Origin of the sequence: Dehalobacter restrictus DSM 9455 (assembly GCF_000512895.1) — a bacterium.
Taxonomy (GTDB): Bacteria; Bacillota; Desulfitobacteriia; order Desulfitobacteriales; family Syntrophobotulaceae; genus Dehalobacter; species Dehalobacter restrictus.
The window spans coordinates 48,320-73,543 of the sequence record NZ_CP007033.1 but is presented as its reverse complement, the minus strand read 5'-3'; the positions used below and the strand labels follow the sequence as shown (position 1 = coordinate 73,543).

31 protein-coding genes, 1 riboswitch and 1 other annotated feature are annotated in these 25,224 nt (G+C 42.0%); of the genes, 25 read left to right on the top strand and 6 right to left on the bottom strand.

The features are described 5' to 3' along the window. Positions 1-83: 83 nt before the first annotated feature. From DEHRE_RS00400 to DEHRE_RS00390, 3 genes are all read left to right on the top strand, one after another. Positions 84-335, top strand: a complete 252-nt coding sequence (locus tag DEHRE_RS00400; protein ID WP_427846247.1) for a glutamyl-tRNA amidotransferase — start codon at positions 84-86, stop codon at positions 333-335. 5 nt (positions 336-340) lie between these two features. Then, positions 341-568 carry a hypothetical protein gene (locus DEHRE_RS00395; protein WP_025204912.1) on the top strand — a complete coding sequence of 76 codons (228 nt, stop codon included), beginning with the start codon at positions 341-343 and terminating at the stop codon, positions 566-568. Between the two features lie 63 nt (positions 569-631). Further along, on the top strand, positions 632-1,471 hold the full coding sequence (locus DEHRE_RS00390; protein WP_015042124.1) for a VirB6/TrbL-like conjugal transfer protein, CD1112 family: 840 nt from the start codon (positions 632-634) through the stop codon (positions 1,469-1,471). Positions 1,472-1,482: 11 nt separating this feature from the next. Here the strand turns inward: DEHRE_RS00390 and DEHRE_RS00385 are convergent, their stop codons facing one another. Then, positions 1,483-1,761 (bottom strand): hypothetical protein, encoded by a 279-nt coding sequence (locus DEHRE_RS00385; protein ID WP_015042123.1) that lies wholly within the window; start codon positions 1,759-1,761, stop codon positions 1,483-1,485. An 89-nt stretch (positions 1,762-1,850) separates the two neighbouring features. Continuing rightward, positions 1,851-2,105, bottom strand: a complete 255-nt coding sequence (locus DEHRE_RS00380) for a helix-turn-helix domain-containing protein (protein ID WP_015042122.1) — start codon at positions 2,103-2,105, stop codon at positions 1,851-1,853. A gap of 240 nt (positions 2,106-2,345) precedes the next feature. Between DEHRE_RS00380 and DEHRE_RS00375 the strand changes: the two genes are divergently transcribed. From DEHRE_RS00375 to DEHRE_RS14225, 16 genes are all read left to right on the top strand, one after another. Then, complete coding sequence (locus DEHRE_RS00375) at positions 2,346-2,543, top strand: hypothetical protein (protein ID WP_025204911.1); 198 nt, start codon at positions 2,346-2,348, stop codon at positions 2,541-2,543. Between the two features lie 59 nt (positions 2,544-2,602). Then, positions 2,603-2,968, top strand: a complete 366-nt coding sequence (locus tag DEHRE_RS00370) for a PrgI family protein (protein ID WP_025204910.1) — start codon at positions 2,603-2,605, stop codon at positions 2,966-2,968. Next, the gene (locus DEHRE_RS00365; protein ID WP_025204909.1) at positions 2,961-5,297 is read left to right on the top strand and encodes a VirB4-like conjugal transfer ATPase, CD1110 family; all 2,337 of its coding nucleotides are present in this window, start codon (positions 2,961-2,963) and stop codon (positions 5,295-5,297) included. Before DEHRE_RS00370 ends, DEHRE_RS00365 begins: the two co-directional genes overlap by 8 nt. A 70-nt stretch (positions 5,298-5,367) precedes the next feature. After that, positions 5,368-5,775, top strand: coding sequence for a DUF6075 family protein (locus DEHRE_RS00360; RefSeq protein ID WP_025204908.1), 408 nt, complete (start codon positions 5,368-5,370; stop codon positions 5,773-5,775). A gap of 45 nt (positions 5,776-5,820) precedes the next feature. Continuing rightward, complete coding sequence (locus DEHRE_RS00355; protein WP_025204907.1) at positions 5,821-7,749, top strand: C40 family peptidase; 1,929 nt, start codon at positions 5,821-5,823, stop codon at positions 7,747-7,749. A gap of 81 nt (positions 7,750-7,830) precedes the next feature. Next, the gene (locus DEHRE_RS00350) at positions 7,831-8,466 is read left to right on the top strand and encodes an EAL domain-containing protein (RefSeq protein WP_242836995.1); all 636 of its coding nucleotides are present in this window, start codon (positions 7,831-7,833) and stop codon (positions 8,464-8,466) included. 25 nt (positions 8,467-8,491) lie between these two features. After that, positions 8,492-9,253, top strand: coding sequence for an SAF domain-containing protein (locus DEHRE_RS00345; protein WP_025204905.1), 762 nt, complete (start codon positions 8,492-8,494; stop codon positions 9,251-9,253). 20 nt (positions 9,254-9,273) lie between these two features. Next, a complete protein-coding gene (locus DEHRE_RS00340) occupies positions 9,274-10,101 on the top strand; it encodes a CpaE/TadZ family protein (protein ID WP_025204904.1) in 828 nt (275 codons plus the stop codon). Continuing rightward, positions 10,098-11,522 (top strand): ATPase, T2SS/T4P/T4SS family, encoded by a 1,425-nt coding sequence (locus DEHRE_RS00335; protein WP_025204903.1) that lies wholly within the window; start codon positions 10,098-10,100, stop codon positions 11,520-11,522. Before DEHRE_RS00340 ends, DEHRE_RS00335 begins: the two co-directional genes overlap by 4 nt. A gap of 386 nt (positions 11,523-11,908) precedes the next feature. Next, positions 11,909-12,475, top strand: a complete 567-nt coding sequence (locus DEHRE_RS15110; RefSeq protein ID WP_242836993.1) for a type II secretion system F family protein — start codon at positions 11,909-11,911, stop codon at positions 12,473-12,475. Between the two features lie 6 nt (positions 12,476-12,481). After that, on the top strand, positions 12,482-13,384 hold the full coding sequence (locus tag DEHRE_RS00325; protein ID WP_025204901.1) for a hypothetical protein: 903 nt from the start codon (positions 12,482-12,484) through the stop codon (positions 13,382-13,384). A gap of 14 nt (positions 13,385-13,398) precedes the next feature. Beyond that, positions 13,399-13,578 (top strand): hypothetical protein, encoded by a 180-nt coding sequence (locus DEHRE_RS00320; RefSeq protein WP_025204900.1) that lies wholly within the window; start codon positions 13,399-13,401, stop codon positions 13,576-13,578. 20 nt (positions 13,579-13,598) lie between these two features. Next, positions 13,599-13,775, top strand: a complete 177-nt coding sequence (locus tag DEHRE_RS14935) for a hypothetical protein (protein WP_015042108.1) — start codon at positions 13,599-13,601, stop codon at positions 13,773-13,775. Positions 13,776-13,876: 101 nt separating this feature from the next. Continuing rightward, positions 13,877-14,287: a TadE/TadG family type IV pilus assembly protein gene (locus DEHRE_RS00315; protein WP_242836991.1), complete on the top strand. Its 411-nt coding sequence runs from the start codon at positions 13,877-13,879 to the stop codon at positions 14,285-14,287. Between the two features lie 11 nt (positions 14,288-14,298). After that, positions 14,299-14,823, top strand: a complete 525-nt coding sequence (locus DEHRE_RS00310; protein ID WP_025204899.1) for a TadE/TadG family type IV pilus assembly protein — start codon at positions 14,299-14,301, stop codon at positions 14,821-14,823. Between the two features lie 14 nt (positions 14,824-14,837). Further along, positions 14,838-15,368, top strand: coding sequence for a prepilin peptidase (locus tag DEHRE_RS14225; RefSeq protein WP_345787579.1), 531 nt, complete (start codon positions 14,838-14,840; stop codon positions 15,366-15,368). 50 nt (positions 15,369-15,418) lie between these two features. Here the strand turns inward: DEHRE_RS14225 and DEHRE_RS15105 are convergent, their stop codons facing one another. The 4 genes from DEHRE_RS15105 to DEHRE_RS00285 form a co-directional block, all read right to left on the bottom strand. Beyond that, positions 15,419-16,231, bottom strand: a complete 813-nt coding sequence (locus tag DEHRE_RS15105) for a hypothetical protein (RefSeq protein WP_025204898.1) — start codon at positions 16,229-16,231, stop codon at positions 15,419-15,421. A gap of 33 nt (positions 16,232-16,264) precedes the next feature. Further along, positions 16,265-16,693, bottom strand: coding sequence for a hypothetical protein (locus tag DEHRE_RS15100; RefSeq protein ID WP_242836990.1), 429 nt, complete (start codon positions 16,691-16,693; stop codon positions 16,265-16,267). Between the two features lie 91 nt (positions 16,694-16,784). Then, positions 16,785-17,672 (bottom strand): hypothetical protein, encoded by an 888-nt coding sequence (locus DEHRE_RS15095; RefSeq protein ID WP_242836988.1) that lies wholly within the window; start codon positions 17,670-17,672, stop codon positions 16,785-16,787. A 58-nt stretch (positions 17,673-17,730) separates the two neighbouring features. Continuing rightward, positions 17,731-18,777, bottom strand: coding sequence for a helix-turn-helix domain-containing protein (locus DEHRE_RS00285; RefSeq protein WP_025204897.1), 1,047 nt, complete (start codon positions 18,775-18,777; stop codon positions 17,731-17,733). A gap of 473 nt (positions 18,778-19,250) precedes the next feature. Between DEHRE_RS00285 and DEHRE_RS00280 the strand changes: the two genes are divergently transcribed. The 6 genes from DEHRE_RS00280 to DEHRE_RS00255 all read left to right on the top strand — a co-directional run bounded on the left by DEHRE_RS00280 (position 19,251) and on the right by DEHRE_RS00255 (position 24,834). After that, positions 19,251-19,517, top strand: coding sequence for a hypothetical protein (locus tag DEHRE_RS00280; protein ID WP_025204896.1), 267 nt, complete (start codon positions 19,251-19,253; stop codon positions 19,515-19,517). Beyond that, positions 19,498-20,283: a hypothetical protein gene (locus DEHRE_RS00275; RefSeq protein ID WP_025204895.1), complete on the top strand. Its 786-nt coding sequence runs from the start codon at positions 19,498-19,500 to the stop codon at positions 20,281-20,283. Before DEHRE_RS00280 ends, DEHRE_RS00275 begins: the two co-directional genes overlap by 20 nt. 11 nt (positions 20,284-20,294) lie before the next feature. Beyond that, entirely contained in the window at positions 20,295-21,755 is a 1,461-nt protein-coding gene (locus DEHRE_RS00270) for a radical SAM/SPASM domain-containing protein (protein ID WP_025204894.1), read from the top strand. 14 nt (positions 21,756-21,769) lie between these two features. Continuing rightward, a complete protein-coding gene (locus DEHRE_RS00265; protein ID WP_025204893.1) occupies positions 21,770-22,963 on the top strand; it encodes a U32 family peptidase in 1,194 nt (397 codons plus the stop codon). Position 22,964: 1 nt separating this feature from the next. Next, entirely contained in the window at positions 22,965-23,741 is a 777-nt protein-coding gene (locus DEHRE_RS00260) for a hypothetical protein (protein WP_025204892.1), read from the top strand. A gap of 112 nt (positions 23,742-23,853) precedes the next feature. After that, positions 23,854-24,834 carry a radical SAM protein gene (locus DEHRE_RS00255; RefSeq protein WP_025204891.1) on the top strand — a complete coding sequence of 327 codons (981 nt, stop codon included), beginning with the start codon at positions 23,854-23,856 and terminating at the stop codon, positions 24,832-24,834. 127 nt (positions 24,835-24,961) lie between these two features. After that, positions 24,962-25,015, top strand: a sequence feature (sodium ion sensor (DUF1646 type); this cis-regulatory element may regulate processes involved in with the transportation of sodium ions). A 60-nt stretch (positions 25,016-25,075) separates the two neighbouring features. Continuing rightward, a riboswitch (cyclic di-AMP (ydaO/yuaA leader) is annotated at positions 25,076-25,212 on the top strand. The last annotated feature ends 12 nt before the right edge of the window (positions 25,213-25,224 follow it).

Genomic DNA, 25,224 nt, shown 5'->3' with positions numbered 1-25,224 from the left:
AAACAATACATTGGAGGCATGATTCTATGAAAATGTCCAGGAAAATCAAAAGGACTATTGCAGTTTACTGCACACTGGTACTAATGCTTTCCTTCTTGGCCGCCCCTGCTTACGCGGCAGGCGATCCCCTCCAGGTGGTCAACAATCTGTCCGACTTCATCTTTGGACTGATCCGCGCCATTGGGATGATTCTCTTAGGCTTCGGCATTGTGCAAATCGGCCTTTCCCTTAAATCCCACGACCCTTCCCAGCGGGCCAACGGCTTCCTGACACTGGCGGGCGGAGTGATTATTACCTTTGCCAAAGAGATCCTTACTCTGATTACAGGAGGTTGATCACCATGTTTAATACATTTCCGATCAATGAAGAAATGCACATTCATTCACTGAACGGCGAACTGCGGAAAGCTACCATCCTCAAGAGGCTGGGTGACAACGATTATCTTGCCGAATATAACGGAGTCAAGTGCCATGCGATCTATAACCCGTTTGTCAATAAATTCTACGTGGATAACAAATATGCCGTCATCAGGGACAAAATGCCCAGCAGGGATGAACCATGCCGGTAACGATTACAAAGATAAGCCCTCGTTTCGTACGCGGGCTTTGTCTCGGAAATGAGGTGAGTTTATTTGTCAAACGGCAACTGGGTCATCGACAATCTCAATAACGCCCTGGCAACCTGGAATGCAAAGCTGGCGGAGATTTTGCAAATTATTACCCAATCGCCAACTGAATTTAAAGGCGGCGGTATTTGGAATGTTATCGTTAATATTCATGGCGCATTGCAGGCCGTTGGCATGGCCCTGTTGGTGTTGTTTTTTGTCATTGGCGTAGTGAAAACCTGCGGCAGCTTCGCCGAAGTAAAAAAGCCGGAGCACGCCTTGAAGCTTTTCATCCGTTTTGCCCTGGCCAAAGGCGTCGTGACTTATGGACTGGACCTAATGATGGCTCTGTTCAATATCGTGCAGGGGATTATCTCCACCATCATGAGCGCTGCAGGCTTTGGGACGACCACCCAGACCGTACTGCCCGACACCATTGTGCAGGCCATTGAGAATTGCGGTTTCTGGGCGAGTATTCCACTGTGGGCGGTGACGCTTATCGGCGGATTATTTATTACGGTGCTTTCCTTCATTATGATCCTTACGGTGTACGCCCGTTTTTTTAAAATATTTTTATACACCGCCATTGCCCCCGTGCCTCTGGCCTCCTTCGCCGGAGAGCCGAGCCAAAGCATCGGCAAAGCCTTTCTGAAAGGCTACGCCGCCGTGTGTCTGGAAGGAGCCATTATCGTCCTGGCCTGCGTAATCTTTTCCGTCTTTGCGTCCTCCCCACCGATGGTGGACACCGGTGCCAGCGCCGTCACAATGGTATGGTCCTATATCGGGGAGTCGATTTTCAATATGCTGGTGCTGGTCGGGGCTGTAAAAATGGCTGACCGGGTGGTGCGGGAAATGATGGGGTTGTAAATTTAATACTCTCAGGTGTTTATGTCCTCATAATATTGGTTTTCCTTCTGCTCCCGCCTGTGCCGGATTTTTCGACGGATGGCCGCAACCCAACTCAGAGCCACAAGGCCAAGCAGGGCTAAAAAGATTAGAGTTGTCAGCATTTCATGTTCCTGTACAAAGTTTGGGAACAAAGCGCCCACCAAAAGAACATAAAGCAACGGCACGCCCAAGCGAAAAACCGACGCAATCTTAAAGATGAAGTTTAGAGCCAGCATCAGTAAAAATAAGAAAATGGATGTATACAACACAAACGAACCCTCCTTTCCTATCCCTATTATTAAGTATCAAGGAAGGAAATGGAAGGCTGTGCACGGACTATTTTAGCGGCGTACCTTTATTAATCATTCCGTCTTTTCCCCAGCAAATCTTCAATAGAAATATCCAATGCTTTCGCAATCGCAACAATCTCATAATCCTGAACAAGGCGGTATTGCCCTTCAAGACGTGAAAGACTTGTCGCACTGATGTCCAAGCCCACGGTTTGCAGTTTCGCTAAAAAATCTTTCTGCTTAATTTTCTTTGCTTTCCTAAGGGCAACAACCTTGGCTCCAATCATGTTTTTATTGCCGGGCGGGTTCTGTCGTGGTTTCATACCCTTGCACCTCACTATTCTTCTCAATTTTATGTGAAGGGACAATGGTTTTAATGCGATAATCGCAGTAAAATATAAAAATAAGTCGATAATCGCAGTAAAAACCGAAAGGAGTCCTTCTAAAAGATGAGACAGAAATCTGCTGTTTCATGGTACGTAAACACATCAAGCTGCATTATGAGGATGATGAAGAACACTCTTTTGTCATCCGGCTTAAAATCAGACAAAGGAGATTAGAGAATGAAAAAGGGGTCTCTCTATGACGAGTTTGAAAGAGAGAAGAAAAAACTTAACAGACTTGGTAATAAAGCTTTAAAAAACGGTATTCGCATTATAGAGGATGAGGCATTTATGGAACAGAACCGTAAGGTTGACGAATTGGTGGTCAAGATCCAAATCGAAAAAGAAAAGCATAAAAAAAACCGGCAGGAACGGTAAAAAAAATCTTGATGGCGCTTCGTTGAGGGGCGCTGTTTTTTTACGGAGGTGGATGTACTTTGGAAGTTAAAATCAACCGGGAAATCCGGGATTACACGGAAAGCTTGTTCTTTGGACTGTCAATGCGACAGTTTGTTTTTTCTCTCCTGGCTGTTGGCGTTGCCGTCGGAATCTACTTCGGCCTGCGGAATGTCTTAGGCACGGAAACAGTGAGCTGGGTGTGCATTTTGGGTGCGTTCCCCTTTGCCGTCATGGGGTTTATCCGCTATCACGGCATGACAGCGGAACAGTTTTTCTGGGCGTATCTCAAATCGGAGTTTATCCTGCCCAAAAAACTGATGTTTTATCCGACAAACGTGTATTTCGAAGCGTTGAAGCAGAGCATTCAAAACAAGGAAAAGGAGGAATGGAAACGACATGATTAAGACCCTGCAGAAAATCGTGAAGCAGGATAAGGAGAAGTTTGTTGTCCCCAAAGGCGTCCAGCAGGTTATCCCGATTAAGGCCATTTGGTCTGACGGGATTTTTAAGGTGGGCAACAAATTTTCCAAGTCCTTTCGTTTTACAGATATTAATTACGCGGTGGCCTCCAAAGAAGACAAGGAAGCAATGTTCCTGTCTTATTCGGAGCTGCTCAATTCTTTGGACAGCGGAGCGACCACCAAAATCACCATCAACAACCGCCGCTTGAACAAAACGGACTTTGAAAGCTCTATTCTCATCCCGCATAAAGGGGACGGGCTGGACGATTACCGTGGGGAATACAACCGGATGCTTTTGGACAAGGCCACCGGCGCTAACGGGATTGTCCAGGATAAATATGTAACCGTATCGGTGCTGAAAAAGAATATTGAGGAATCACGGAACTACTTCTCTCGCATTGGAGCCGACCTGATCACCCACTTTTCCCATCTTGGCTCCAAGTGTGTGGAACTGGATACTATGGACCGCCTGCGCATCCTGCATGATTTTTTTCGTCCCTGCGAAGAAACGGATTTCCGGTTCGATCTATCCGAAACAATGCAAAAGGGGCACGACTTCAAGGATTATATTTCTCCAGACACCTTTGAATTTGAAAAAGACCACTTCTGCATGGGAAACAAGTACGGGCGCGTCATTTTCTTAAGGGAATACGCCAGCTATATCAAAGACAGCATGATATCCGAACTCTGCGATTTTAACCGCAGCATGATGTTGTCGTTGGATATTATCCCCATCCCCACGGATGAAGCGGTACGGGAGGTGGAAAATAGACTGCTTGGGGTGGAAACCAACATCACAAACTGGCAGAGACGGCAAAACCAGAACAATAACTTTTCCGCCGTTGTTCCCTACGACATGGAACAGCAACGCAAAGAAAGTAAGGAATTCCTCGACGACCTGACAACCCGCGACCAGCGGATGATGTTTGCGGTGCTGACCATGGTGCATGTTGCGGACAGTAAGGAGCAGCTGGACAGCGATACCGAAACCCTGCTGACCACTGCGCGGAAGCATCTCTGTCAGTTTTCCACCCTGACATTCCAGCAGATGGACGGATTAAATACCGTGCTGCCCTATGGGCTAAGGAAAATCGAAGCTATCCGGACGCTAACCACCGAGAGTACGGCGGTGTTTATTCCTTTCCGGGCGCAGGAAATTTCCCACAGCGGCGGCATCTATTATGGCCAGAATGTCATATCCAAGAACATGATAATCGCCAACCGCAAGCTGCTCTTAAACGGTAACAGCTTCATCCTGGGCGTATCCGGTTCCGGCAAGAGCTTTACAGCCAAGCGGGAGATTGTCAACCAGATCCTGTCCAGCGATGACGACATAATACTGATCGACCCGGAGCGAGAATATTCTTCCCTTGTCAAAGCCATGGGCGGTGAGATCATCCATATTTCCGCAACTTCACCGAACCATATCAATGCCATGGACATGAACCGCGATTACGGCGACGGGGCTAATCCGGTCATCCTAAAATCCGAATTTGTCCTTTCCTTATGTGAGCAGCTGATCGGTGGCCAAAACCTGGGGGCTAAACAAAAGTCCCTGATCGATCGCTGCACCGCAAGTGTTTACCGGAAGTATCTGCAAAGCAACTTTCAGGGGATAACGCCCACCTTGCAGGATTTTCATGCGGAGCTTTTAAAACAGGATGAATCGGAAGCGCAGGAAATTGCCCTGGCTATTGAGCTGTTCACCAGCGGCAGCCTGAACACTTTCGCAAAACCGACTAATGTGGACGTCAACAACCGCCTGATTTGCTACGACATTCTGGACTTGGGCAAGCAGCTTTTGCCCATCGGTATGCTGGTGGTGCTGGACAGCATCCTGAACCGGATTACCCGGAACCGGGCCAAGGGTAGAAATACTTTTATAATTATTGATGAAATTTACCTGATGTTTCAGCATGAGTATTCGGCCAATTTCCTTTTTACCCTGTGGAAGCGCGTCCGGAAGTACGGGGCGTTCTGCACAGGCATTACCCAAAATGTTGATGATTTGCTGCAGAGTCACACAGCCAGGACCATGCTGGCCAACAGTGAATTTATCGTCATGCTCAATCAGGCTAGCACCGACAGAATGGAGCTGGCCAGGCTTTTGAACATTTCTGACCTTCAGCTCAGCTACATCACCAACGTGGACGCCGGGAACGGGTTGATTAAGGTGGGAAGCTCCCTTGTCCCCTTTGCCGATCAATTTCCGCGCAACACCAGGCTCTATCGCCTGATGACTACAAAACCTGGCGAACAGGCTGAAATCTAATCCTATATGTTCATTGGGGAAAGCCGGTACGTAATGACGGCTTTTTCATCATATTGAAGGAGGAAATTCAATGGAAAATATCCGATTTGCAGGCAAAGAGCATGAGGCCTTTTATTACAATATGCTTAAAGCGGCAGGTAATACCGACGTGTATCACAGGGCGTTTTTTTACACGATGGGGATTAGTAAGGAAACAAGGGAGAATATTCATTCCTTATTTGATTTTGAAGAGAATTGCATCGAGACGCAAAATCTTGCGGCAGCCTGGCAGACGGGAGGAACCATCCGTCTATGCCGCTTGGCTTTTAACCTTTGGAACGGGTGGACAGAGGGGGGGAAAGAGAGGTACTCCGCGCCGTATGAACTGTTTGACTGCCGTTTTGCTCCTTACTTTTTTGAAGCTATCCGGCTGCGCTATCCCGAGTATTGCCGGGGTACGGAGCATCCTGATCGGCAGCTCTCTGCAAAGGAACTGTAAACCTTTCAGATAGATTATGTCCAGTCGGGGAGGAGGTGTGGGTTGATGAGAGAAATAAGGACAAAATCTGTTATCAGAGATATTAAGGTACTGGATAAGGCTTCGGATGTATCTCATAGGATGAAAAACGCCTATATCCGTACAAAGGAGCAGACGGAGCAAAATGGGCATAACGAAGACAGTAACTATGTGGATAAGGCAGTGAGTGGAGTAAAAGACGGTACGGAAACAGTTGCTCAAAAAGCGCTAACTGTGGGAGAACACGGTAAAAACGCGGTGTGGGAAATCAAGGAACGGCGGGCAGGCGGGACGGGTACTTCTAACACTATTACTCGCGGGGATCAGTCGGGGCATACCTCCTATCCCGGCGCTAAAGTCCCAAAATCAAAACAGAGATATGTTCAGGGCAAAGCAACTTTAACGGCGAAGCAAGCGGCTGAAAGAAAAGCTGCACAGACCTTCCAAAATTCAGTTTTTCAGTCCGCAGAAAAAGCAGCATTGCAGGGCGGTAAAATTCACGGCCAAACAGGACGCAGGATCAAACAATCTGCCAGAGAGAGTAGTATAACCGTAAAGCAAGCGGCTAAAGGCACGGTAAAAACGGCGCAAAGAAGAGTTAAGACCATCGAACGCAGTGCTAAGACAGCCATTAAGATCTCACGGTCAGCAGCCCAAAACACCGTTAAGACCGCCCAAACCGCTAAAAGGGCTACGCAGGCGGCAACAAGAGTGGCGGCTGTCTCAGCAAAAGCGGCGGTAAAAGCAATGCAGATCACAATTAAAACAATCATTGCGGCGTTGAAGAGCCTGCTTGCAATGATTGCCGCAGGCGGCTGGGCAGCGGTTGTTATCATCCTGCTGGTATGCCTGGTAGGGCTCATGTCAGAGTCAGTTTTCGGGGTTTTCTTTTCCAATGAAGACACCGGTAAGAATACGCCGGTTATGACAGAGGCCGTTAGCCAGCTGAACGGAGAATTTGCGACAAAACTTGATCAGATAGAGAAGGAAAACCCGCATGACACGCTGGATTTATCCAACAACGATAGTAGCAATATGGTCAGTAACTGGCGGGACATCCTGGCGGTTTACGCGGTAAAAGTGGCCTCTGATCCGGAAAACGGCATTGAAGTTGCCACCCTTGACGACACAAAAGTTGGGATCCTGCGGAATATTTTTTGGGATATGAACAAAATCGACTACTGGCTGGAAACAATTGAGCATGAGGGAACGGCAATCACCACGGATAAGGACGGCAACACAAGCGAAGAAACGGTTACCAGCACCGAGACAGTCTTGCATATTCATGTCACCTCTAAATTTTATTCGAACATAATCGTCGAATACCATTTCAATCCGCAGCAAGTGGGAATGTTGAACGAGCTTATGCAGGACAAATACCAGCAGCTATTTATGAGGCTTATCGGCAGCTATATGGATATTACCCTTTCCCCGCAGGAAATCGCGGTTATTACGCAAAACCTGCCGGAAGATTTGGATGAACAACGGAAAAATACTGTGCTGGCTGCTTATTCCCTTCTCGGCAAAGTAAACTATTTTTGGGGCGGCAAATCCACAATTATCGGCTGGGACAGCCGGTGGGGAACACTTACCAAGGTAACAGCCGAGGGAAGTCCTACCACCGGAACAGTACGGCCTTTCGGATTGGACTGCTCGGGCTATGTGGCATGGGTGTTTGCTAATGCTACGGAAAATTCAGATGTCGCGGATAGAATCGGATTTGGTACCTCCAGTCAGTATACTGCCTGTACTGCGGTAAGTTGGAATCAGGCACAGCCGGGAGATCTGGCGTTTTATTCCAATTTAAGCCATGTAGGCATAGTTGTAGGTAAGCAAAACGGAGATCTGTTGATTGCCAATTGCAATGCCGGAGAAAACAATGTAGCGGTAACCAGTGTTTCCGGCTCAAGTTCATCAGGCTTCTATACGATTGGCAGACCTAAGTTTTTTGAATAGCTGTCTCCATCTTGAAAGTAACGGCAGGTGATTATCACGAATAGCCAATCAAAAAGCTCATCCTGTTTTCTGGACAATATTTTGTCCGGAAGATTAAAAACAGAAATAGCTTTTCAGCCAATTTGGGATTTACAGAAAATGAAGGTATTCGGCTTTGAAGCTTTAGCCCGATGGGAAAATTTTAGGCCTGACAAAGTTTTTTTAGAGGCTGCCAAAAAAAATTTAGTGCTGGAATTGGAAACTTTAATTTTGGCGGAAATATGCCGGATCGGAAAAAGCACAAAAAAAAAGACGTTTATTAACGTTCATCCAAGCTTGCCCGATCCTTATTTTTGGGAATGTTTAAAAGGTCAAAATGTAGTATTGGAAATAACTGAATCGGATAGAATTTGCTTTCCGTCTTTAAATGTCCTAAGAGACTTAGGTTTTATTTTGGCTTTAGATGATTTTGGTACCGGCTCGGCTACATTGGAATCTTTGTGCCTTGTTGAGCCTGAATATATTAAGCTTGATAAAAGTCTTATTCAATCAAAGAATGTTGCAAGCCGTGACAGTTTGGTAATGGCTTTTGTTGGACATGCGACAAGACTGAATACCAAGGTAATTGTTGAAGGCATAGAAAACCATGAACAATTGCGGGCGGCAAGGATAAATGGTTCTCACTATGGACAAGGTTACTTCCTCGGAAAACCTGAAATTTTATTTCCCGGTTTCTAAAATAATAAATTGAGGAGTGTTTTTTTTGAGAAAAGTTTTTTTTATCTTAGGTTTGGTTATCGCTTTTGGGAGCGGCATAGGCCTTTATTTTTATATGGATAATGCAAAGGGTTTAATTCCTGTGGTTTATGCCGCCACAAATATTCCTGAAGATACCGTAATAAGGGCACAGCAATTGAAAGTTAAGAGTGTTCCAAGGGAAAGTGTGCCTTCGGGAGTTGCAGCAAGTATCAACCAGGTAGCAAACAAGTCTCTGAATTGGCCTTTAAAAGAAGGCGATCCGGTGCGGTTGGATAAAATAGAACAAAACACAAAGGCGGAGGTTGAAAATTCGAGATTAATCGCCTTCAAAACAGATTACAACGGATCCATTGCCGGCCTTGCTAAATACGGACAAACCGTTGACCTTGTTTTAACTCTTGACCCAAAACAAACGGGTAATTTATCGCTTGCCGGATATATTGTCACTGATTTATTTATTGAAGCGACTGCTGATTCATCGGGCAGGATATTATCTTCTGCAGATATCCCGTATTTGAATGGTTCATCATCTGTTGTGAGTTTATCAGGCAGTGAACAAACAACCGGTATCCCGGTAGAAATTATTGCAAAGGTTACTCCTAAACAGTTTTTAGTAATAAAACAGGCCGAAACAATGGGAACTATTTCGTTGGGGCAGCGCGATAAGAATGCCAAGAATCTATACAATATAAACGATGTTATCGAAAATTCACAGATGAATATTGGCAAAGATTTTATTGTTTCATTGCTTCAGCTTCAAAAGTAAGAGTTATTGGAGGAAATCTTATGGTTGATGAAAATAAAGCGGTTAATGAGCAGGCGAAGAAAATAATCGCCTTATGGAGTGTCTGCAGTGTAGGAAAGTCGACGCTTGCATGCAATTTGGCCCGGAAACTGGCAAAGGAAACAAACTTAAAAATAGGGTTGTTGGATTTTTCGCTAATAACGCCCTGCCTCCACTTATTTTTAGATCTGGAAGATAAAGAAAGCTCAATTGAATATATCCTTAAGTCCTGGCAGGATAATTATTCTTATCACGATTTGCTTAAGGAAAACGCCCACATAACGAAGAACCTTCCAAATTTATTATGTTGGACGGGATTAATTAAAAACCCCCAATTAATTGATAAGCTGGGAGATATTCAAACCCGTACAATAATATACGAGTTATTCGATCTCGTAGATATTCTTTTTATTGACGTCCAAAGCGATACGCTGCTTATTTCCACCGACGCAGCGCTGAAAACAGCAACAGATGTGTTGGTCGTTGTAGACCAGAACAGAAACACGATTGAGAACACTGCTAAATGGCTTAATAATTTACATGCCCGAAATATGGATATGAATAAATTCCAATTAATCATCAACCAATATTCCAATAAAGCAGTGTACACGAAAAATAAAATTGAGGGCAATCTTTCGCTGCCCCTGCTTGGAACAGTACCGGGCGTTTCCAAGGTGAATTATGATAACTCCACTGTCTCGCTGGTTCCCTTATTAAAATACGGTAAATTTGATAAAGCAATTGAAAATATTCTGCTGCGGCTTCATTTAACTAAAGCCGTAAAAAAACGACGTATATTGCGGGATTCGAATTGGAGGATATTTAAATGAGAATCAGTTCAGTTAAAGCTGTTGAACAAAAAGCGTATGACACAGAAAGCAAAAATCATCTATATCAAACAACAAGTATTATTCAGACAATATTAACTGAAAACCACCCTAAATTGCTTAACGATGCTATTTATGGGGTAGGTGAATGTCAAGAACAAATCCGCAATGTTATAAAAGATATTATTCGTCATGAGAAACTAGATGTACCCGATATGAGTATCGATGAAATTGCTTGGGAGGTATATAAATACATCATTGGGTATGATGTTATCCATGACCTTCTTCTTGATGCTGAGATAACAGAAATATGCGTAAATGGTCCGTATCAAATCACGTATAAAAAGAATGGAATCAGGTATTTAGCAAAGGATATTAAGTTTACAGATCTGGCTCATCTTGAAAAAATAACAGAACGCATATTGCTCACCTGCCACTCAGAAGCTAATGAGGGCAGCCCTATGGTGGATAATGCTTGGCTTCCGGATCGAAGCAGGGTTGTAATTAATAAAAGCTCGATAGTCCCTAGCCACGGAATTACATTAAATATCCGGAGATTTAGGGATAAAAACTTTTCCTTGGAAGAACTTGAAAAGATCGGGACGTTAAAAATAGCTGAAAAAAGCAGATCTCTAAATTCTCTAAATAAAGAGCGTGACGTGATCAAAAGTATTCCAAGCAAAGAACATTCTTATCGACAGGTTGATTTTATTCGGGATGTTGTAAGAGCGGGGGCTACAATCATAGTCAGCGGCGGGACTCACACCGGAAAAACAACTTTGATTCGTACCTTGGCCTCAATTTTTCAAGATCTTATTCCGGATGAAAACGATCCGGGCGATCCCGAAAGCGGTTTGCGGATAATAACTATCGAAAATGGCCCGGAGCTGCAGCTGGTAAAATACTACCCTGGTCTTGAGGTAGTTGAAATGCTTGAACGCGACACAAAATACAATCCTTTAGGGGTAGAGGAAATCTACCCGCAGGTTATGAGAATGGACCCGGATGTAATTTTGGTTGGTGAAATCCGTTTTCCGATTGAGGCAATGTATACGCTTAGGGCCATGCGATCCGGTCACGCCAATACAATGGCCTCAATTCATACCTATGACGCTGAATCATGCTGTCAGGAATTAAGAACCAAGGTTCAATCTATCTCCAATGTCAGTGACAAGGTAATTAACACAGAAATCGTCACGGCAGTGGATATTATTATCCAGTTAGGGATAGTGGATAGAAAAATTGAAATTACCCAAGTCGCTGAATTAGATCTGGATTCGGAGTGTAATATTGTTATTAAAGATATTTTTAAAAGAGATAGCGACGGGAAAATGATCTTTAACCCCATAAGCAAAAAACTTGCTTATCGTCTTATTGCCAAAGGCAGAAAAAATGCCAGTGATGTTAAGAGGTGGTTGGTATGACGCTTGTTCTTTGTTATGGAATAAGCATTGGGCTTTTATTGTCTGTAATTGTATGGTTTCTCGGGAAAAAAGAAAAGAAGCAAATATCTGGTTTCATAAATAAAAGGATAAACTATTTGCAAGACAAAGTTAAAAATAACAACAGGATAAGTAATTTCGCAAGATATTACAATCAAAGAATCTATATTACAAATTTGAAGTTGAGCTTAAAAGCTCTTCTTTTTATTAGTATAGGGTTTTGTTTTATTGCTTTTCTCCTGTCAATAGTGATCCTTTCGGGAAAAATTCCGAATCCAACCTATCAGAATCCGGGGGCTGTAATCGTAACCCATAATGTTCTCGGCACTATTATTTTTACGGTTATAGGCTTACTAATTCCTTGGGTAATGATAAATCTAATCTATCACAGTACGCGAAGAAGGCTGAATAAACAGGCATTGAACACTTTCAGTCTTATCTTAAACAATTATATTGTCCGTAATAATCTTGAAGCTGCAACCTGGGATTCAATCGCTGCCATGCCTTCTCAAATGCGCTCATTGTTTAGCCGAATCCAGTCCAGGGTGAATAATGGGGAAGAATTCGATGCGGTTGTATATAAAATATCTATAATTTTGAAACTGCAGTCTTTCAGGGATTTTTACAACGTTATCGTTTCTTCGAGGATGGCAGGGGGCAACACAGAAGAGCTTTTATACAGGCTTACGGACAAAATCAGATCAAGAAAAAACAGGGCGCAATCAATTAAAGAGGATCTTAATCCGCTAATCTCCAAAGCTGTGGCTTTTACGCTGGTAATGATTCTTACGTATCTAGGCGTAAGTCTTTTTTGGCCGGATTCATTGGCCCTGGTAAAACAATCTTCATTTGGGCACCTTTATACGAATGCCATCATTATTTCTGTCTTAATTGAGGCTGCGCTGTTGCTGAAATTTTTATCAATGGAGGATTAGGTAAGTATGAGTATACGCTTGATTTGTTCTATAGGATTATCACTGGGGTTGATGCTGCTTATAGCAGCGTTTTTTATTAAGACTAACCGCAAGGAGTTCAAGAGAATAAATTCTCTTGGCACTACCAAGCTTTCTTATAGACAAGCTCAGGAGACTCCTTTAGAAAAACTTCGCAAAAAGACAGCAAAATATATCTCTAAATTATTAAGCAAAACCCGAAGGCATGACCGTTCGGCTTACATGCTGGAAATACTCAGACAGCCTGGAACAATGCCGATGGGATATGCGGAATATATGATTTTTAAAAAATTATCCCCATTCATATTCGCCATTCTTTTTGGCTTTGCGGGTTTTTCCACAAAAGACTTGCTGATGGCAATAGGGTTAATCTGCGTAGGCTTTTTTGTGGGGACCATAGCGCCCACAGCCATTCTTGCGTATTTTTACAACCAGTACAAAAATGCTCTCATCAATGAGTTGTCGGAAATCATGACCTATATTGTTGATTTAAGAAAAGCGGGGCAAACCATAGCCGATTCTATTCGCGGGGCTTTATTCGCGACAAATAAATTACGGCCTCACTTAGAAAGACTCCTGCAGGATATGTCCATAACAGGGCCAAAACCGGCACTTGCTAAATTGAGTAAAGAAACGGATATCGATGAATTGAAAAACTTAGCGGATATTCTAATGCAATCTATCACCATTGATAGTTCTAATATGGTTGCGTATATGGCAAGCCGGTCCCGGGATATTGAATATATTGAGGGATTAAAAGAAATAAGGCGGTATAAAAACAAAAAAATGCTTGTCGAAGCATTAACCGCAATTCCTTTTATTATGATCCCGGTAATCATTCTTGTCCCGCTGCTATACCAGGCTAATCAAAGCCTTGGTCAAATAATGTAGGGAGGTAGCAATATGTGAAAAAAATTGTCCGCTATCTGGCAACATTGTTGCATGATGAAAGGGGGGATCTTGTTCAAAATATTGTTTTGCTGTTTGGTGGTATTCTGGCAACAATAGGCATTGCTGTGATTCTTTACAATACAATAACAGCCAAAATAGCAAATGACTCAGCCGGAATGAGCAAACTTAATTAAGAAGGGGGGGTTATTTTTTTATGGGAAATTTTCTAAAAAACCTTTACAAAGATGAAGGCGGAGATCTTGTTCAAAATATTATTTGGATCTTCGGCGGTGTTCTGGCTACGGTTGCAGCCGTATCGGTGTTGTTTGTTACAATCCGCGGCAAATTGACGGATATGAATACCAGTATAACTAATATCACCACTCCTTAATGAAAATATTCCTCACCGTGAGGAGGAAGGGAGATGGCGGATAGTATATGTTCAGACGTATGCTATCCGCTTAAAATTATGCTGAATTTACAAAAAAACTAATGAAAAACCCTGATAATGAACGCGGATCTACCTTGATTGAATTCTTAATTGTCTTTGCATTATGGATGGCGATATTCTTCACATTCATATCGATGTTTTTCCTTAATAACTTGCAGGGATCCATGGTTAACGCCGTGAATCTCGGGTTGGAAAGGGCTGCCGTTGTCGGAGGAACTACGACAGAGGTCCGAAATCTGATGAAAGATCAGCTGAAACACACCGGCGTCGATACCGGTTTATTTGTGGTTACCGGATCGGGCAGTGATGCTAGCCGCGTTACTTACGGACAATATATAACAATTTCCATAACCGGACCCCGGAAATTTACCGATTGGTCAAGCGGACACCCGGTTTCTAAATCGGAGACGGTTACGGTAACCAAAACGATCATGAGTCAATATTTGCCTTAAATGAGGTGTTTATGAAGAAGCTATATAAAATAATAAAAGACGATCGGGGTTCATCTTTAATTGAACTGCTGATTTTTTTGGGCATTTCTCTTGCCCTTATTGGCTGGGGGACGGATTACTACCACGCCATAAACATAAAACGGGGAATAACGGACAGTGTAAAATTTGCCGCTTTAGCAGCCAGCCAGCAAACCGACCAGGCCAAATTAAATCAAGGTATTTTAGCTATAGACCCAGCGCAAGCGGATGTTGTTTTTTTAGAAATGGTAAAGAAAAATTTATCTTTAGACAATAACCTCAATCCGCTACCGGGCTCGCCGGTTATTTATGTCAATAAAGCAACGCTTTATTATAAAACCTATAATTCTGATGTTTTGCCGGCAGTAAGCCCGATTGACAATCACGCTATCACTGAGCCGTCCTATGTGGTTTATATCGAAGTCAGAGTAAGGCGAGGCCTTACCCAAATCGTAAATCCAACCCCTTATTGGACAATTAAAATAGGGAAAGACGCTGCTTTAAAAATCTCACCATAATTTGAATGTAAGGAATGATTAAATGTATGGTCAATTATTTAGCATTGCTGATACCTTTAGTGATGCTGTCAATTTGTGTTCTGACGGATTGGCAGAAGCGGAAAATATATAATTGGGTGACAATACCCGGGTTTATTCTCGGGATAATTTATGTCATATACGCCAAAACATATTCCGTAAGCTATGGCGTTTCTTTCTTTTTCCTTTTCTTAATTCTCTTATTCGTCTATTCCCACGGGGCGATGAGGGGAGGTGATGTTAAATTGTTATTGGCTCTGAGCCTGTTTTTAACACCCGGAGCCTTCTTCTTTAATTCAGCTCTCTTCATGTTTTCAGCTTTCTTTTATTTCTTTTTTCAAACTGTACGGGTTAAAGGCTTAACCCAAACTATTAATGATATAAAAACAGATTCACTTGTTTTGATCGCTATCGGAGAAAATAACAATTTCTTTGCTAATGGCGTAAAAAGCAGATTTTTTCCCGGTGGCGGTGCCACTTTGATCTCTTTATGCTATATAGTTACTTCATTATTGTTTAAATATTAAAATTATTTTTTACGAGTATTCCTATAAGGAAAGAAATGAAGGTTTTGTTATCATAAGTGTCCACCTTGAAAAAAAGTCCTATTTTTGGGGCCATTATAGCTATTATCCTTATTATCTAAATCTGAAACAATAACTGTTACCCATGTTCTTTTACCAATGCTTTGACCAAATAAAGAACACCAAGAAGCATAAAGCATATTTCCAGAAGCGCGTTTAACAGCCTTAGTTATTACCTCCTTAGGCCATACACGCACATCATCACATGACTTTATATTTAATAAGGCTAAACGCTTTCCAGATAGTTTTTCTTTTATTTCGTCAGCAATCTCATAATTTTCTTTTTCATATTCACTTTTTAGAACTTTAAATGTTATTATTTCCGCTGTTCCAGATTTAGAAAATGCATAAAGTGGGCCATCATACGACGGCACGTGATCTTTGCTTATTATTACTTCATCAAATGCTTCAACCAAAAACGAAATTGCATACGATACTGGGTCAACTATTTTCTCATCTTCCCAATATTCATTTTCAAGAATCAAAAAAATGTCCGCTTCATTTTTAATTTGATTAACTGCCAATTGACCTCTTAATGAGGCTTTTGGGGTAATAACCGTAATAAAGGTATGGTTATTACGGCATAGGCGGATTAATTCAATTGCATTGGTTATCTCATCACTCTTTTGAAAACAAGAGACAATATACATGTTTTTTATTTCCTTCAAAACAGGGAGCAATTTTGTAAATGGTTTAGATATATCAATAATTTTCTTTGAGAGGCTGCTAATATTTTCAGGGTTAAACAAAGCATAGTTACCAAACTGGCATATACCAAAATCATCACTAACATTAACTTCGCACATTAATTTACCCCCGCTCGCTTGGTGATTTTTACCCTAATTCTTATAATTCATTATATACAGCATTAACAGGGCGGCAGGCAAAACCCCTTCACGCAACCCTATACTGCCGATCTCTAAGATGTCCCGTTCCAGCTCTTTTTCGTTTTTGGGATTTCCACGGCTTTTTTGCTCTTCCATCTTTTTTCTTACCATTGTACATAGCCGGGTCGCTTCAAACTGTGGGATAGAGTTTACTTCGTCAATAATTTTCTTCTTGGGAATTGGGTCAAACGACAACGCATTGAACACCTCGATAAACTTATCCACTTCGGGGTTATCCGGTATGGGATAGGAGTTATTGTATATTTTCTTTTCAGCGTCTAACGATTTCCATAAATCCTTGACGAACAATGGTTCATAGGGTTTGGCGACAGGGATGTCTTTATTTGTTTCGGAAAAATAGTAAAACCAGACTTTCTCCAACTTGCTTTCGTTTATGCACCTGAATATATGGCTGTCATTGTTTGGGGACAGCCCTATGATATGCAGTTCTCCCTCTAACTTTGAGAGCGCTTCAAAATGGTAAATCCGTGCCTACCTTCAGATTAGGGTTCTGAACGTACGTGTTAACGAACTGGAAAGCATATTCGTCCTTTGCCCTCAGAAGTGCGGTTTGCTTTTTAAATTCCGCTTCGTCGCGTCTTGATAGCTCAAGCCAGCGATTCATTTCGGTGGTACCTTTCTTGACATATAAAGCTCGTTTAATTTTGAGTTCGCCGCTATAATCCAGCAGCGCATTACAAAAGCAATGCCGGAACTCGTCAATGACAACCAGCTGCCCTGCCTGCTGGCGCATATACCCTTCGACAGTATCGGGGTTTTCACTGTCAGCGGGGACAGAATAGTTGCCGTGTAGATGAAGCACATTCCTACCTGTTAACGCTTCGAGGTTGCAATCATAATTAAGAGAAAAAATATTATCGAATCCAGCAAAAAAACGCTTTACCTTTTTGTTCATATTTTGATGGACGTCAGTAAGCATCCCATCATTATAGATTCCATCAAGGATTATACGCTCAAATCCTTGCTTTGCTGACTGCCACTGATCTTTTATGTCGGCATTCGCAATAAAGAACAACCGGATCAGCAGAAACCAGTCCTCAAGCATAATCTCATAATATTTCGTGATGGGAACGGTATATCTGTCCTTAAAATCCGCAATGGCTTTCCGGTCATCAGAATTGCCGATTCTATCATAATCACCGTTTCGAGCTTTGTTTGCAATATCTACGAAAGCTCTGAAGATGCTCTCAATACCTTCACCTGAAAGTAGGCCGTCAAACAATGGATTATATTTATTCGCTTTGGCGTTGAACATGATCCTCATTAAGATGAAGTCATTGCAATAGGCCTTACCGCCAAATTGGATATTGATTCCATTGCCAATTAAAACTGATTTCATATAAAAATGACCTTTCTTTCTAATGCAAGTAGCTTTACAAATAATGGTACAATATGAGTCAATCAACATCAACTATTTTCGTCAATTCCGATACTTGTCTAATATCCAGAACGTTCATTAATCTGAGTAAGTAGTAACAGTCTGGATTCGTGTCTCCGCTTTCCCATTTTTGATATGTTCTTAGTGATGCACCAATCCAATCAGCGATCTGTTGCTGTGTTAAGCCCTCTCTCTTTCTTATGTCTTTCAGTGCCTCAAAATCAAACTCCATCAGTTGAGGACCGGCATATAGCTCGTACCAAGCGTCGGAACCATCATCATTTGGTCCCCAACAATTCCGACCTCGGATTAATGTTTTAGGATTTGCTTCAACAAACAGATATCCCTTATGCTTTTCATTGACCTCTGCCCATATGCGAGTGGCGTTTCTAACATCAACACCTATCCATCGCATAATCGGTCTTCCCTTTTCATCGCAAGGGAATGTACCTTCCATCCGGAAAATATTTTTCGTTCTGCCCACGTATTCCCCGATATACATTTCCTTTAAATCAAAAATGACTGGGGGCAGTTTTTCCTTTTCGAGCAGACTATTATAGGAAATAAAAAAGTGTTGCGGAATTAGGTCCTCTATATCGTATTTTTGTGCTAACTCAAGATAATGCACCCATTGTAAAAGCAGGTCTGCTTGTTCGATGCGGCCACTTTGAATAATGGGGTATTCAAAGATCTCACTAACCGGAATTTTATAATCGTATAATAACTTTTCAAGCGCTTCATAAAAAACTTCAATTTTGTCGCGATAGGATTCTTCATTCCTATTGTTAATATAAAAACTGTTAATATATTGGGACAAGCAACCTACTCTATCTGCGCTTATGTCTGGCTTATAGAAGTAGAATGGAATTCTACGAAGGAATACTTTTTTGGGAATAGGTGGGAATAAGAGACTGTCTCCAATATTTGAGTAATCCTTGCCAAGATATGAAAATATCTCCCGACTAACAACATCATGCCGGTTCAGATAATCCAGAAATTTTTCTTGAACACCCTTATTTTGAAAATACTGTAATACAACTTGATTAATTAATTGCTCCATTTCCATTTCCGTTTTCCTACCTCCCTTAAATTCTTATATATATATTGTAATATGAAGAAAACGGGTAGTAAATACGTCAAATGTTTCGTTATACTTTGCTCCTACCTTCTTAAATACCAGTGCAACCCTACTCAGTTTTTATTATCTTCCTGCTTGTTGGCGTAAACTATGACATATCAAGTGATACTATTTTTATTCAAATGCATCTATAGAAAACGGGCTAGAAAAGATCAAGGGGTGATGTAGTCATTATGATATAAGTAAGATAGATCTACCACAAAGATTACAATTGCCGATTCTTAGGCAAATAAGAACGATTTCTAACATTGAAAGTGGACCAGTTTTTTGGGAGGATCCTCAATCATCTGGACCACTATTTCTTTGGTTCAACTTGTGGGGAGGCGATCAAGTTGTAACAACTAATGAAAATCTATGAAATCATGAATATCTAAGAGCATAATTGAAGAGGAGATATGGATATGTTTAAATGGGAACTAGAGGTTTCAGATAACTTAAATCAAAGAACGGAAGGATTTAGCGCTTCAATTGGGATGAGTAAGGAACGATTTATCAGGCTAGCCATATTGTCTCAACTGGAGGAAATGGAGATGAATATGGACGAGCGTCGCAGAACTGCTGACCCGTCGGAGAAAAAAACACTTTCCCAAACCTATATCAAAATAGGCGATGAGGATGTTCCGGTAGGCCCGAAAGGAGGATACGACCATGTTAAAGTTAAGAGTTAAAACATTTTCTATTCTGCTTCTTGTTTTGTCCTTGATTCTTTTTGGATGCAGTTCCAAAAAGACTGATCCGGTACAAAATGTTCCGGTCCAGCAGGATACCCAGACTCAAAAAGACAATCAAAGCCCGGAAAAAGAGCTTGAGCCGATTAAAGAGGTTGAACCTCAGCAAGCTCCGCAGCCGGAAGTCAAAACCGAAACAAAAGTTGAACCCAGTGCTGAGCCCAAAGTCCAGCCAAAGACTGAGCCGGCTCAACCAAGCAAGCCAGAGCCAGAGCCGGAGCCGAAGCCTCCCGCCAATTCCGGGTTATCTTTGTATAGCTTGGGGCGTCAGGTTGATGTCCAAAATAATGCTGCAAAAGCAGACAGAGAGAAAGCCGCTTACGAAGTGGCCGCCCGGTGGCTGGTAGAATTCAAATCCACCGATTATAAGAAGCTTGAAGCAATGTCGCAAATGCCGGGAAGCAGTTATACGACGGCGAATTTCCAAAATTCGTTGGACAACTTTTTTCCGAATTTTAAATCTGAAAGTATCAAAAACAAGGATACCAGACAAGTGAAGTCTTTATGCCTTGACGATATAAGTTTTAATCAAATCCCCCAACTAAATAATCAGGAAGGGGCTTTCCTGAAGTTGACCATCGTCATCAATGCAGCACAAAACGGCGGCAACTATTGGGTAAGCAAATATGAGGAAAGAATTATTTTGCTGCAGGTAAACGGGGTTTGGAAGGTCGATTCCGAAGAAAACACCCAGCTGAAGATGTAGGGGGTATGCTTATGAATTTGATAGCCAAAGATGAATTGCAGCAGTTCCGTAAATTCAACAACAAATACGAAAGGGAACTGCGCAGCTCAGTTTACCAGGAAATTATGCCCGGCATGGGTTCCGGGGAGATTCTCGACGTTATTGCCGGCAATAAAAACTTGATGTTCTCCATGTCTCTCAAACAAATAAAAAGGCATAAGGAGTATTTTGAGGGCGATATCGATTTCAAAAAGATGGCCGCGGCGGAAAATATTACTTATCCCGATAAAACAACCTTAATAGTAAAAACGACGCATGCCTGCAACCTGCATTGCCCGTATTGTTACGACGTGATGTTTCGCAAGGATCTTGACGTAGAAGGGAACAAAGTCACGCTGGAAGTGGTCAGGCAGATTTTAAAAGTGTTCAAAGACGTCAATGTCGGCACCTGGATATGGCACGGCGGGGAGCCTTTGCTGATCGGGAAAGAATTCTATGATGAGGCAAACACTCTGATCAAGCAGCAATTTAAGAAAGCCAATATTTGCATGCAATCCAACTTGACGCTTATCGACGATGAAAACGCCGCTGTGTTAAGGAAGTGGAACATCCGGCCGGGCTTCAGTTTCGATGGCTTAACAAACTATTTGACCCGGAAAAATACCGACAGGTTGATGCAGTCCATTGCCATAGCGGATAAAAACGAGGTCTTGGGCGGCGCCATCATGATCATTACGAAAGATAATATCCACCAAATGATTGACGATTACGAATACTTTAAACGCTTAGGCCTGGGCTGCAAGATGAACCTCATCTTTGCGGCCCATAAAAATATGAATTCCTATACCCTGGACGGGAAAACGGTTGCCGAGGAAATCTGCAAATTCTTTGACTATTGGATCTTAGACACTTACAGACCGGCTGATTCGGATCTGTGCGAGCGATATCTCATGGCCGCCTTGGATGCTGGAGGTTCCTGCGCTTTTACGGACTGCGCCGGAAAGGATTACTGGTTTTCAACCCAACCGGACGGTACGATTTATCATTGCGGCCGGGACTGGCCGGAGAGCGCTGCCGTGTCTTTCGGGAATATTTTTGAGATGGAATCGGTTCAAGATATCTTAAATCATCCCAACCATAAGAGATGGTACGAGGGGACCCGGCGGATGCTGCGGCATTGCGGCAATTGTGATTATTTCTACTGCTGCCATAGCGGCTGCTACAATGACAACATCCAGTACGATTTGACCATGAATAAGCCGGAGCCTGAAAATTGCTACACGCACCGGCACGTAATTAGCCATATTATAAGAGTTATTAATGAAATTGATTTTGACGATATGCCGAAATATAACCCGAGATTCTTGAACTTTTTATTCAGGCATCAATTCAGAAGTGCCAAGATGATGAAAAATATTTTAGAAGAATCGATTAAACGGATCGAAACTCCTGCTCACGCTGAAAACAAGCTGAAGGAGTTTCTCGTTATTTAAGAGAGGTTGATATTATGATCAATATCTTTAAGAAAAAACAAAAATTCCAACCCCCAAACCAGCCGCGGGAACTGTACTATTCAGTTCCTTTATTGTATGACTATGGGTATATTCAGGAATTAATAAAACTTAACAGCCAGGATAAGGCGAAGTATAAGATCCGCTCCGTATATAACAGTCTGCCTGTTACATCCTACGCCAAATCAGGGCATGAACATGGCCGGTCGGTTAATTTGCAGGAAGACAGCGGCAAAATCCGGACACTGGAAGATTTAAGGCCTTATATAAAAGAGCTTTCCGATAACGGGATGGCCTTCATTTATCTGATGAATAATATCTCAACTATTTCCCTGTATGACTTTGAATCAAATATTCCCCAACTGAAGCAGTTTGTCGAGCATTTGGCGGATATCGGGGTGCGAAGCATTACGGTTGGGAGCCAGCTTCTTGCCGACTTTTTGAAAGAGGAATTCAGCGGGTTGGCAGTAAACGCTTCAACGATGATGGATATCCGGTCAATCAACCAAGCGAAGTATGTGAGCGAAAATCTAGGGCTCTCCAATATCATTCCTGCTTCCGATCTCAACAAGGATTTTGCTTTTATAGAATCATTTAAAAAACTGCTGCCTGATGTTGGCTTGGAATTGATGGCCGATGAGGGCTGTATCTTTTGTTGCCCGACAAAGAATATTCATTATGCCTTGTTTGGCAAGCAGGAAAACATTCATAAATGCAGCGCTTTATTCCGGGAATTCCCTAAATTCATTTGCGATCAGATTACCTTTAAAAGTCCTGCGATTCAAATGGTGCTGAACCGGATTATTTACCCTTGGGAAATCCCCTATTATGAGAAAGTCGGGGTTAGCAGCATCAAGCTGGTTGGCAGGGATCACCCTAAGCCGGAATTGGTCAATAAGATAAAGGCCTATATGCTTGGCGCTACCGATCCGGAATATGCGCTGAATGAATTCTATAATACTTACAATTCACGTTTTATGAATAAAGTTTTCAATCAGTACGGGACGCTGAAGATGAAGGAAATATTTGAGTTTTTGCCAAAGCTAGATTATTTCATGGAAAAAAAGCCGCAATGCGCCGCCCAATGCGGGGCTACATGCAAGTATTGTTTTCATAAAGCGGAACAAATTGAGCATTATGTTGCGGGGAAAGGGCAGGAAGGTCCATTATCCTGTGCAGTAGGTGGGTGATATGGCAAGAACGTTTTCCAGATTGAAAAAATTGCTGTTTGCCTTTCTTTCACTAAGCATTCTTCATACATCAATAACTCAAGACTTGGTTCTTGACAACAATCATCCGGATCGGCCAAAAGCCAAAGACGGCAAATACTCCAAGGCTTTGGGCCTTAATTTTTCCTTGCAGCCCGAGAAAGCTTTCGCTTGGGTGGAATGGTCCTGGCCCAACTCCGGATGGACTAATTATGGAAATTATGGCGCTTATACCGATGTATACAACAACACTTACGGCAATTATGTAAATTGGAACGCCAACTACTCTAATTCCGGTGCTTGGGAAAACCATACGCAATGGGAAAACCATACCGAAACATGGAGCCAATATTCGAATTGGACTGCTTATTCGAATTACAGCAACTACAGTAACTATAGTAACTATGGCAACTATGGTGATTGGGGCGCTTACAGCAATTATAGCAATTGGAATAATTGGACGCCGCCCCCCTCGGTTGTAGCAAGTGTACAGGCCATCGCATTTCCAAACACCACAATCCAGATTACAGCGACGACTACCGGGGCCACCACTTCCGTTACTGCGACCAATACTTTAAATTCAACAGTAATTCCCTTTACAAATACCGGAGGAAATACGTGGGTGGGATATTTTACGATCCCTGCCGGGACAACTGTTCAGCCGATAACTTTTTATGTTACTGCCAGCAATAGTTCGGGATCAAGCAATGCTGTTGCTATCACAAACGTAAAGCACTTTCAAAATGTAATTACCCGGTAAATGAAAGCATCAATGCTATTTTTTTGCTGTCCGGAATGTTATATAAAGATATCTCTTTCTCCTTTTTCATTTTTATTTGTGCCGCCAGCGGCGCGGCTGAATGGAGGTTACTATGAATATTATGTTAAATAATTACTGCAACTTAAATTGTTCATATTGCTTTGCAAATTGTGATCCGAAGAACAAGGTCGATATTTCCGATGACAATTATGGATATATAATCAATTTCTTTAAGAAGTCGGCGCATATTGATTTAAGGCTGCTCGGGGGGGAACCGACATTGCATCCGAACTTTGAAAAGTGGGTGAATCAAGGAATAGATGATCCATTTTTCCGGAGAATCCAGATTTTCACCAATGCCATCGCTTTAGATAATGCCTTGAGCCGATCCATTGTGGATAACAAGGTTTCATTTTTGATTAATCTTAATGGATCCGATGTAATCGGCGAGCATCTATATAATAAGACAATAGACAATGTAGAAAACCTGGTATTCGAATATCGCAGAAAGAATATCGAACCTCAAGTTACGCTCGGCATTAATATCTTCGAGCCAAATTTTAAATATCAATATATTATTGAGCAAAGCAAAAGACTAAAATTAAAGACCATCCGGTATAGTATTACTGTGCCCTCAGATAACAATCGGAATGGCAGTCTCGAACATTACGCGAGTTTTGTTCCTGCATTAGTTGACTTCTTAGATGATTGCCATAGAAACGGGATTTCTCCTCATGTTGATTGCAATAATCCGCCCAAGTGTATTTTTTCCAATGAGCAGCTTGTGAATTTCATTTACTCAGGTTTCGATCTTATTCACAAGGGAATATGTTCGCCGGTTATGGATATAAGGCCTGACTTGAGCGTCGCTCGATGTTTCGTTTTTGAAGATTATCTAAGGGTAAATATTAAAGATTTTAATACCGTTCAAGATGTCAACGATTTTTTTCTGCTTGAAATTGACAGTAAAAGATATAGCAGTCCTCCGTTTAAGCAATGCCATGGATGCAGGTTCTGGGACGAAAAGAAATGTATCAGTGGTTGTTTAGGTTATAATATCAAGGGAAAATCATCTGCTTGCTATGCCAGATAGCTTTCTGTTCTACAATTCTATCAACCAAATATTAACAGTTTAAATTGACATGTGGGTAGCTTAATGTTATCTTATAAAAGAAAGCTTAATTATTAACTTAATTAAAGAATTTTATAAGGTTAGTTTCGGTTGGAATGGTTATTACCATTTTCAAGAGAAGCGGGCTCTGGGGTGGGAGGCTACCAAATGTTGGTATAGCTATCCACCTTTATTTATTCTTTTTAAGACAACAACAACTGAATATATTTATACGCTGAATCCGTTAGGAACGGGAGACCCAAACAATAGGGGTGAATTCAAAGCGGTTGCTTTGGTAGGGTTAAGCTCTTTCGACCCGAATCCGTCAGCTAATCTCGTAAGCGTTGGAAGAGAAGGTGATTGATATGCTTA

Coding starts and splice junctions, on each gene's coding strand:
- DEHRE_RS00400 (WP_427846247.1), top strand. CDS start 84: ATGCTTTCCTTCTTGGCCGCCCCTGCTTACGCGGCAGGCGATCCCCTC.
- DEHRE_RS00395 (WP_025204912.1), top strand. CDS start 341: ATGTTTAATACATTTCCGATCAATGAAGAAATGCACATTCATTCACTG.
- DEHRE_RS00380 (WP_015042122.1), bottom strand. CDS start 2,105: ATGAAACCACGACAGAACCCGCCCGGCAATAAAAACATGATTGGAGCC.
- DEHRE_RS00375 (WP_025204911.1), top strand. CDS start 2,346: ATGAAAAAGGGGTCTCTCTATGACGAGTTTGAAAGAGAGAAGAAAAAA.
- DEHRE_RS00365 (WP_025204909.1), top strand. CDS start 2,961: ATGATTAAGACCCTGCAGAAAATCGTGAAGCAGGATAAGGAGAAGTTT.
- DEHRE_RS00360 (WP_025204908.1), top strand. CDS start 5,368: ATGGAAAATATCCGATTTGCAGGCAAAGAGCATGAGGCCTTTTATTAC.
- DEHRE_RS00355 (WP_025204907.1), top strand. CDS start 5,821: ATGAGAGAAATAAGGACAAAATCTGTTATCAGAGATATTAAGGTACTG.
- DEHRE_RS00340 (WP_025204904.1), top strand. CDS start 9,274: ATGGTTGATGAAAATAAAGCGGTTAATGAGCAGGCGAAGAAAATAATC.
- DEHRE_RS00335 (WP_025204903.1), top strand. CDS start 10,098: ATGAGAATCAGTTCAGTTAAAGCTGTTGAACAAAAAGCGTATGACACA.
- DEHRE_RS15110 (WP_242836993.1), top strand. CDS start 11,909: ATGATAAATCTAATCTATCACAGTACGCGAAGAAGGCTGAATAAACAG.
- DEHRE_RS00325 (WP_025204901.1), top strand. CDS start 12,482: ATGAGTATACGCTTGATTTGTTCTATAGGATTATCACTGGGGTTGATG.
- DEHRE_RS14935 (WP_015042108.1), top strand. CDS start 13,599: ATGGGAAATTTTCTAAAAAACCTTTACAAAGATGAAGGCGGAGATCTT.
- DEHRE_RS00315 (WP_242836991.1), top strand. CDS start 13,877: ATGAAAAACCCTGATAATGAACGCGGATCTACCTTGATTGAATTCTTA.
- DEHRE_RS00310 (WP_025204899.1), top strand. CDS start 14,299: ATGAAGAAGCTATATAAAATAATAAAAGACGATCGGGGTTCATCTTTA.
- DEHRE_RS14225 (WP_345787579.1), top strand. CDS start 14,838: ATGATTAAATGTATGGTCAATTATTTAGCATTGCTGATACCTTTAGTG.
- DEHRE_RS15105 (WP_025204898.1), bottom strand. CDS start 16,231: ATGTGCGAAGTTAATGTTAGTGATGATTTTGGTATATGCCAGTTTGGT.
- DEHRE_RS15095 (WP_242836988.1), bottom strand. CDS start 17,672: ATGAAATCAGTTTTAATTGGCAATGGAATCAATATCCAATTTGGCGGT.
- DEHRE_RS00285 (WP_025204897.1), bottom strand. CDS start 18,777: ATGGAAATGGAGCAATTAATTAATCAAGTTGTATTACAGTATTTTCAA.
- DEHRE_RS00280 (WP_025204896.1), top strand. CDS start 19,251: ATGTTTAAATGGGAACTAGAGGTTTCAGATAACTTAAATCAAAGAACG.
- DEHRE_RS00275 (WP_025204895.1), top strand. CDS start 19,498: ATGTTAAAGTTAAGAGTTAAAACATTTTCTATTCTGCTTCTTGTTTTG.
- DEHRE_RS00270 (WP_025204894.1), top strand. CDS start 20,295: ATGAATTTGATAGCCAAAGATGAATTGCAGCAGTTCCGTAAATTCAAC.
- DEHRE_RS00265 (WP_025204893.1), top strand. CDS start 21,770: ATGATCAATATCTTTAAGAAAAAACAAAAATTCCAACCCCCAAACCAG.
- DEHRE_RS00260 (WP_025204892.1), top strand. CDS start 22,965: ATGGCAAGAACGTTTTCCAGATTGAAAAAATTGCTGTTTGCCTTTCTT.
- DEHRE_RS00255 (WP_025204891.1), top strand. CDS start 23,854: ATGAATATTATGTTAAATAATTACTGCAACTTAAATTGTTCATATTGC.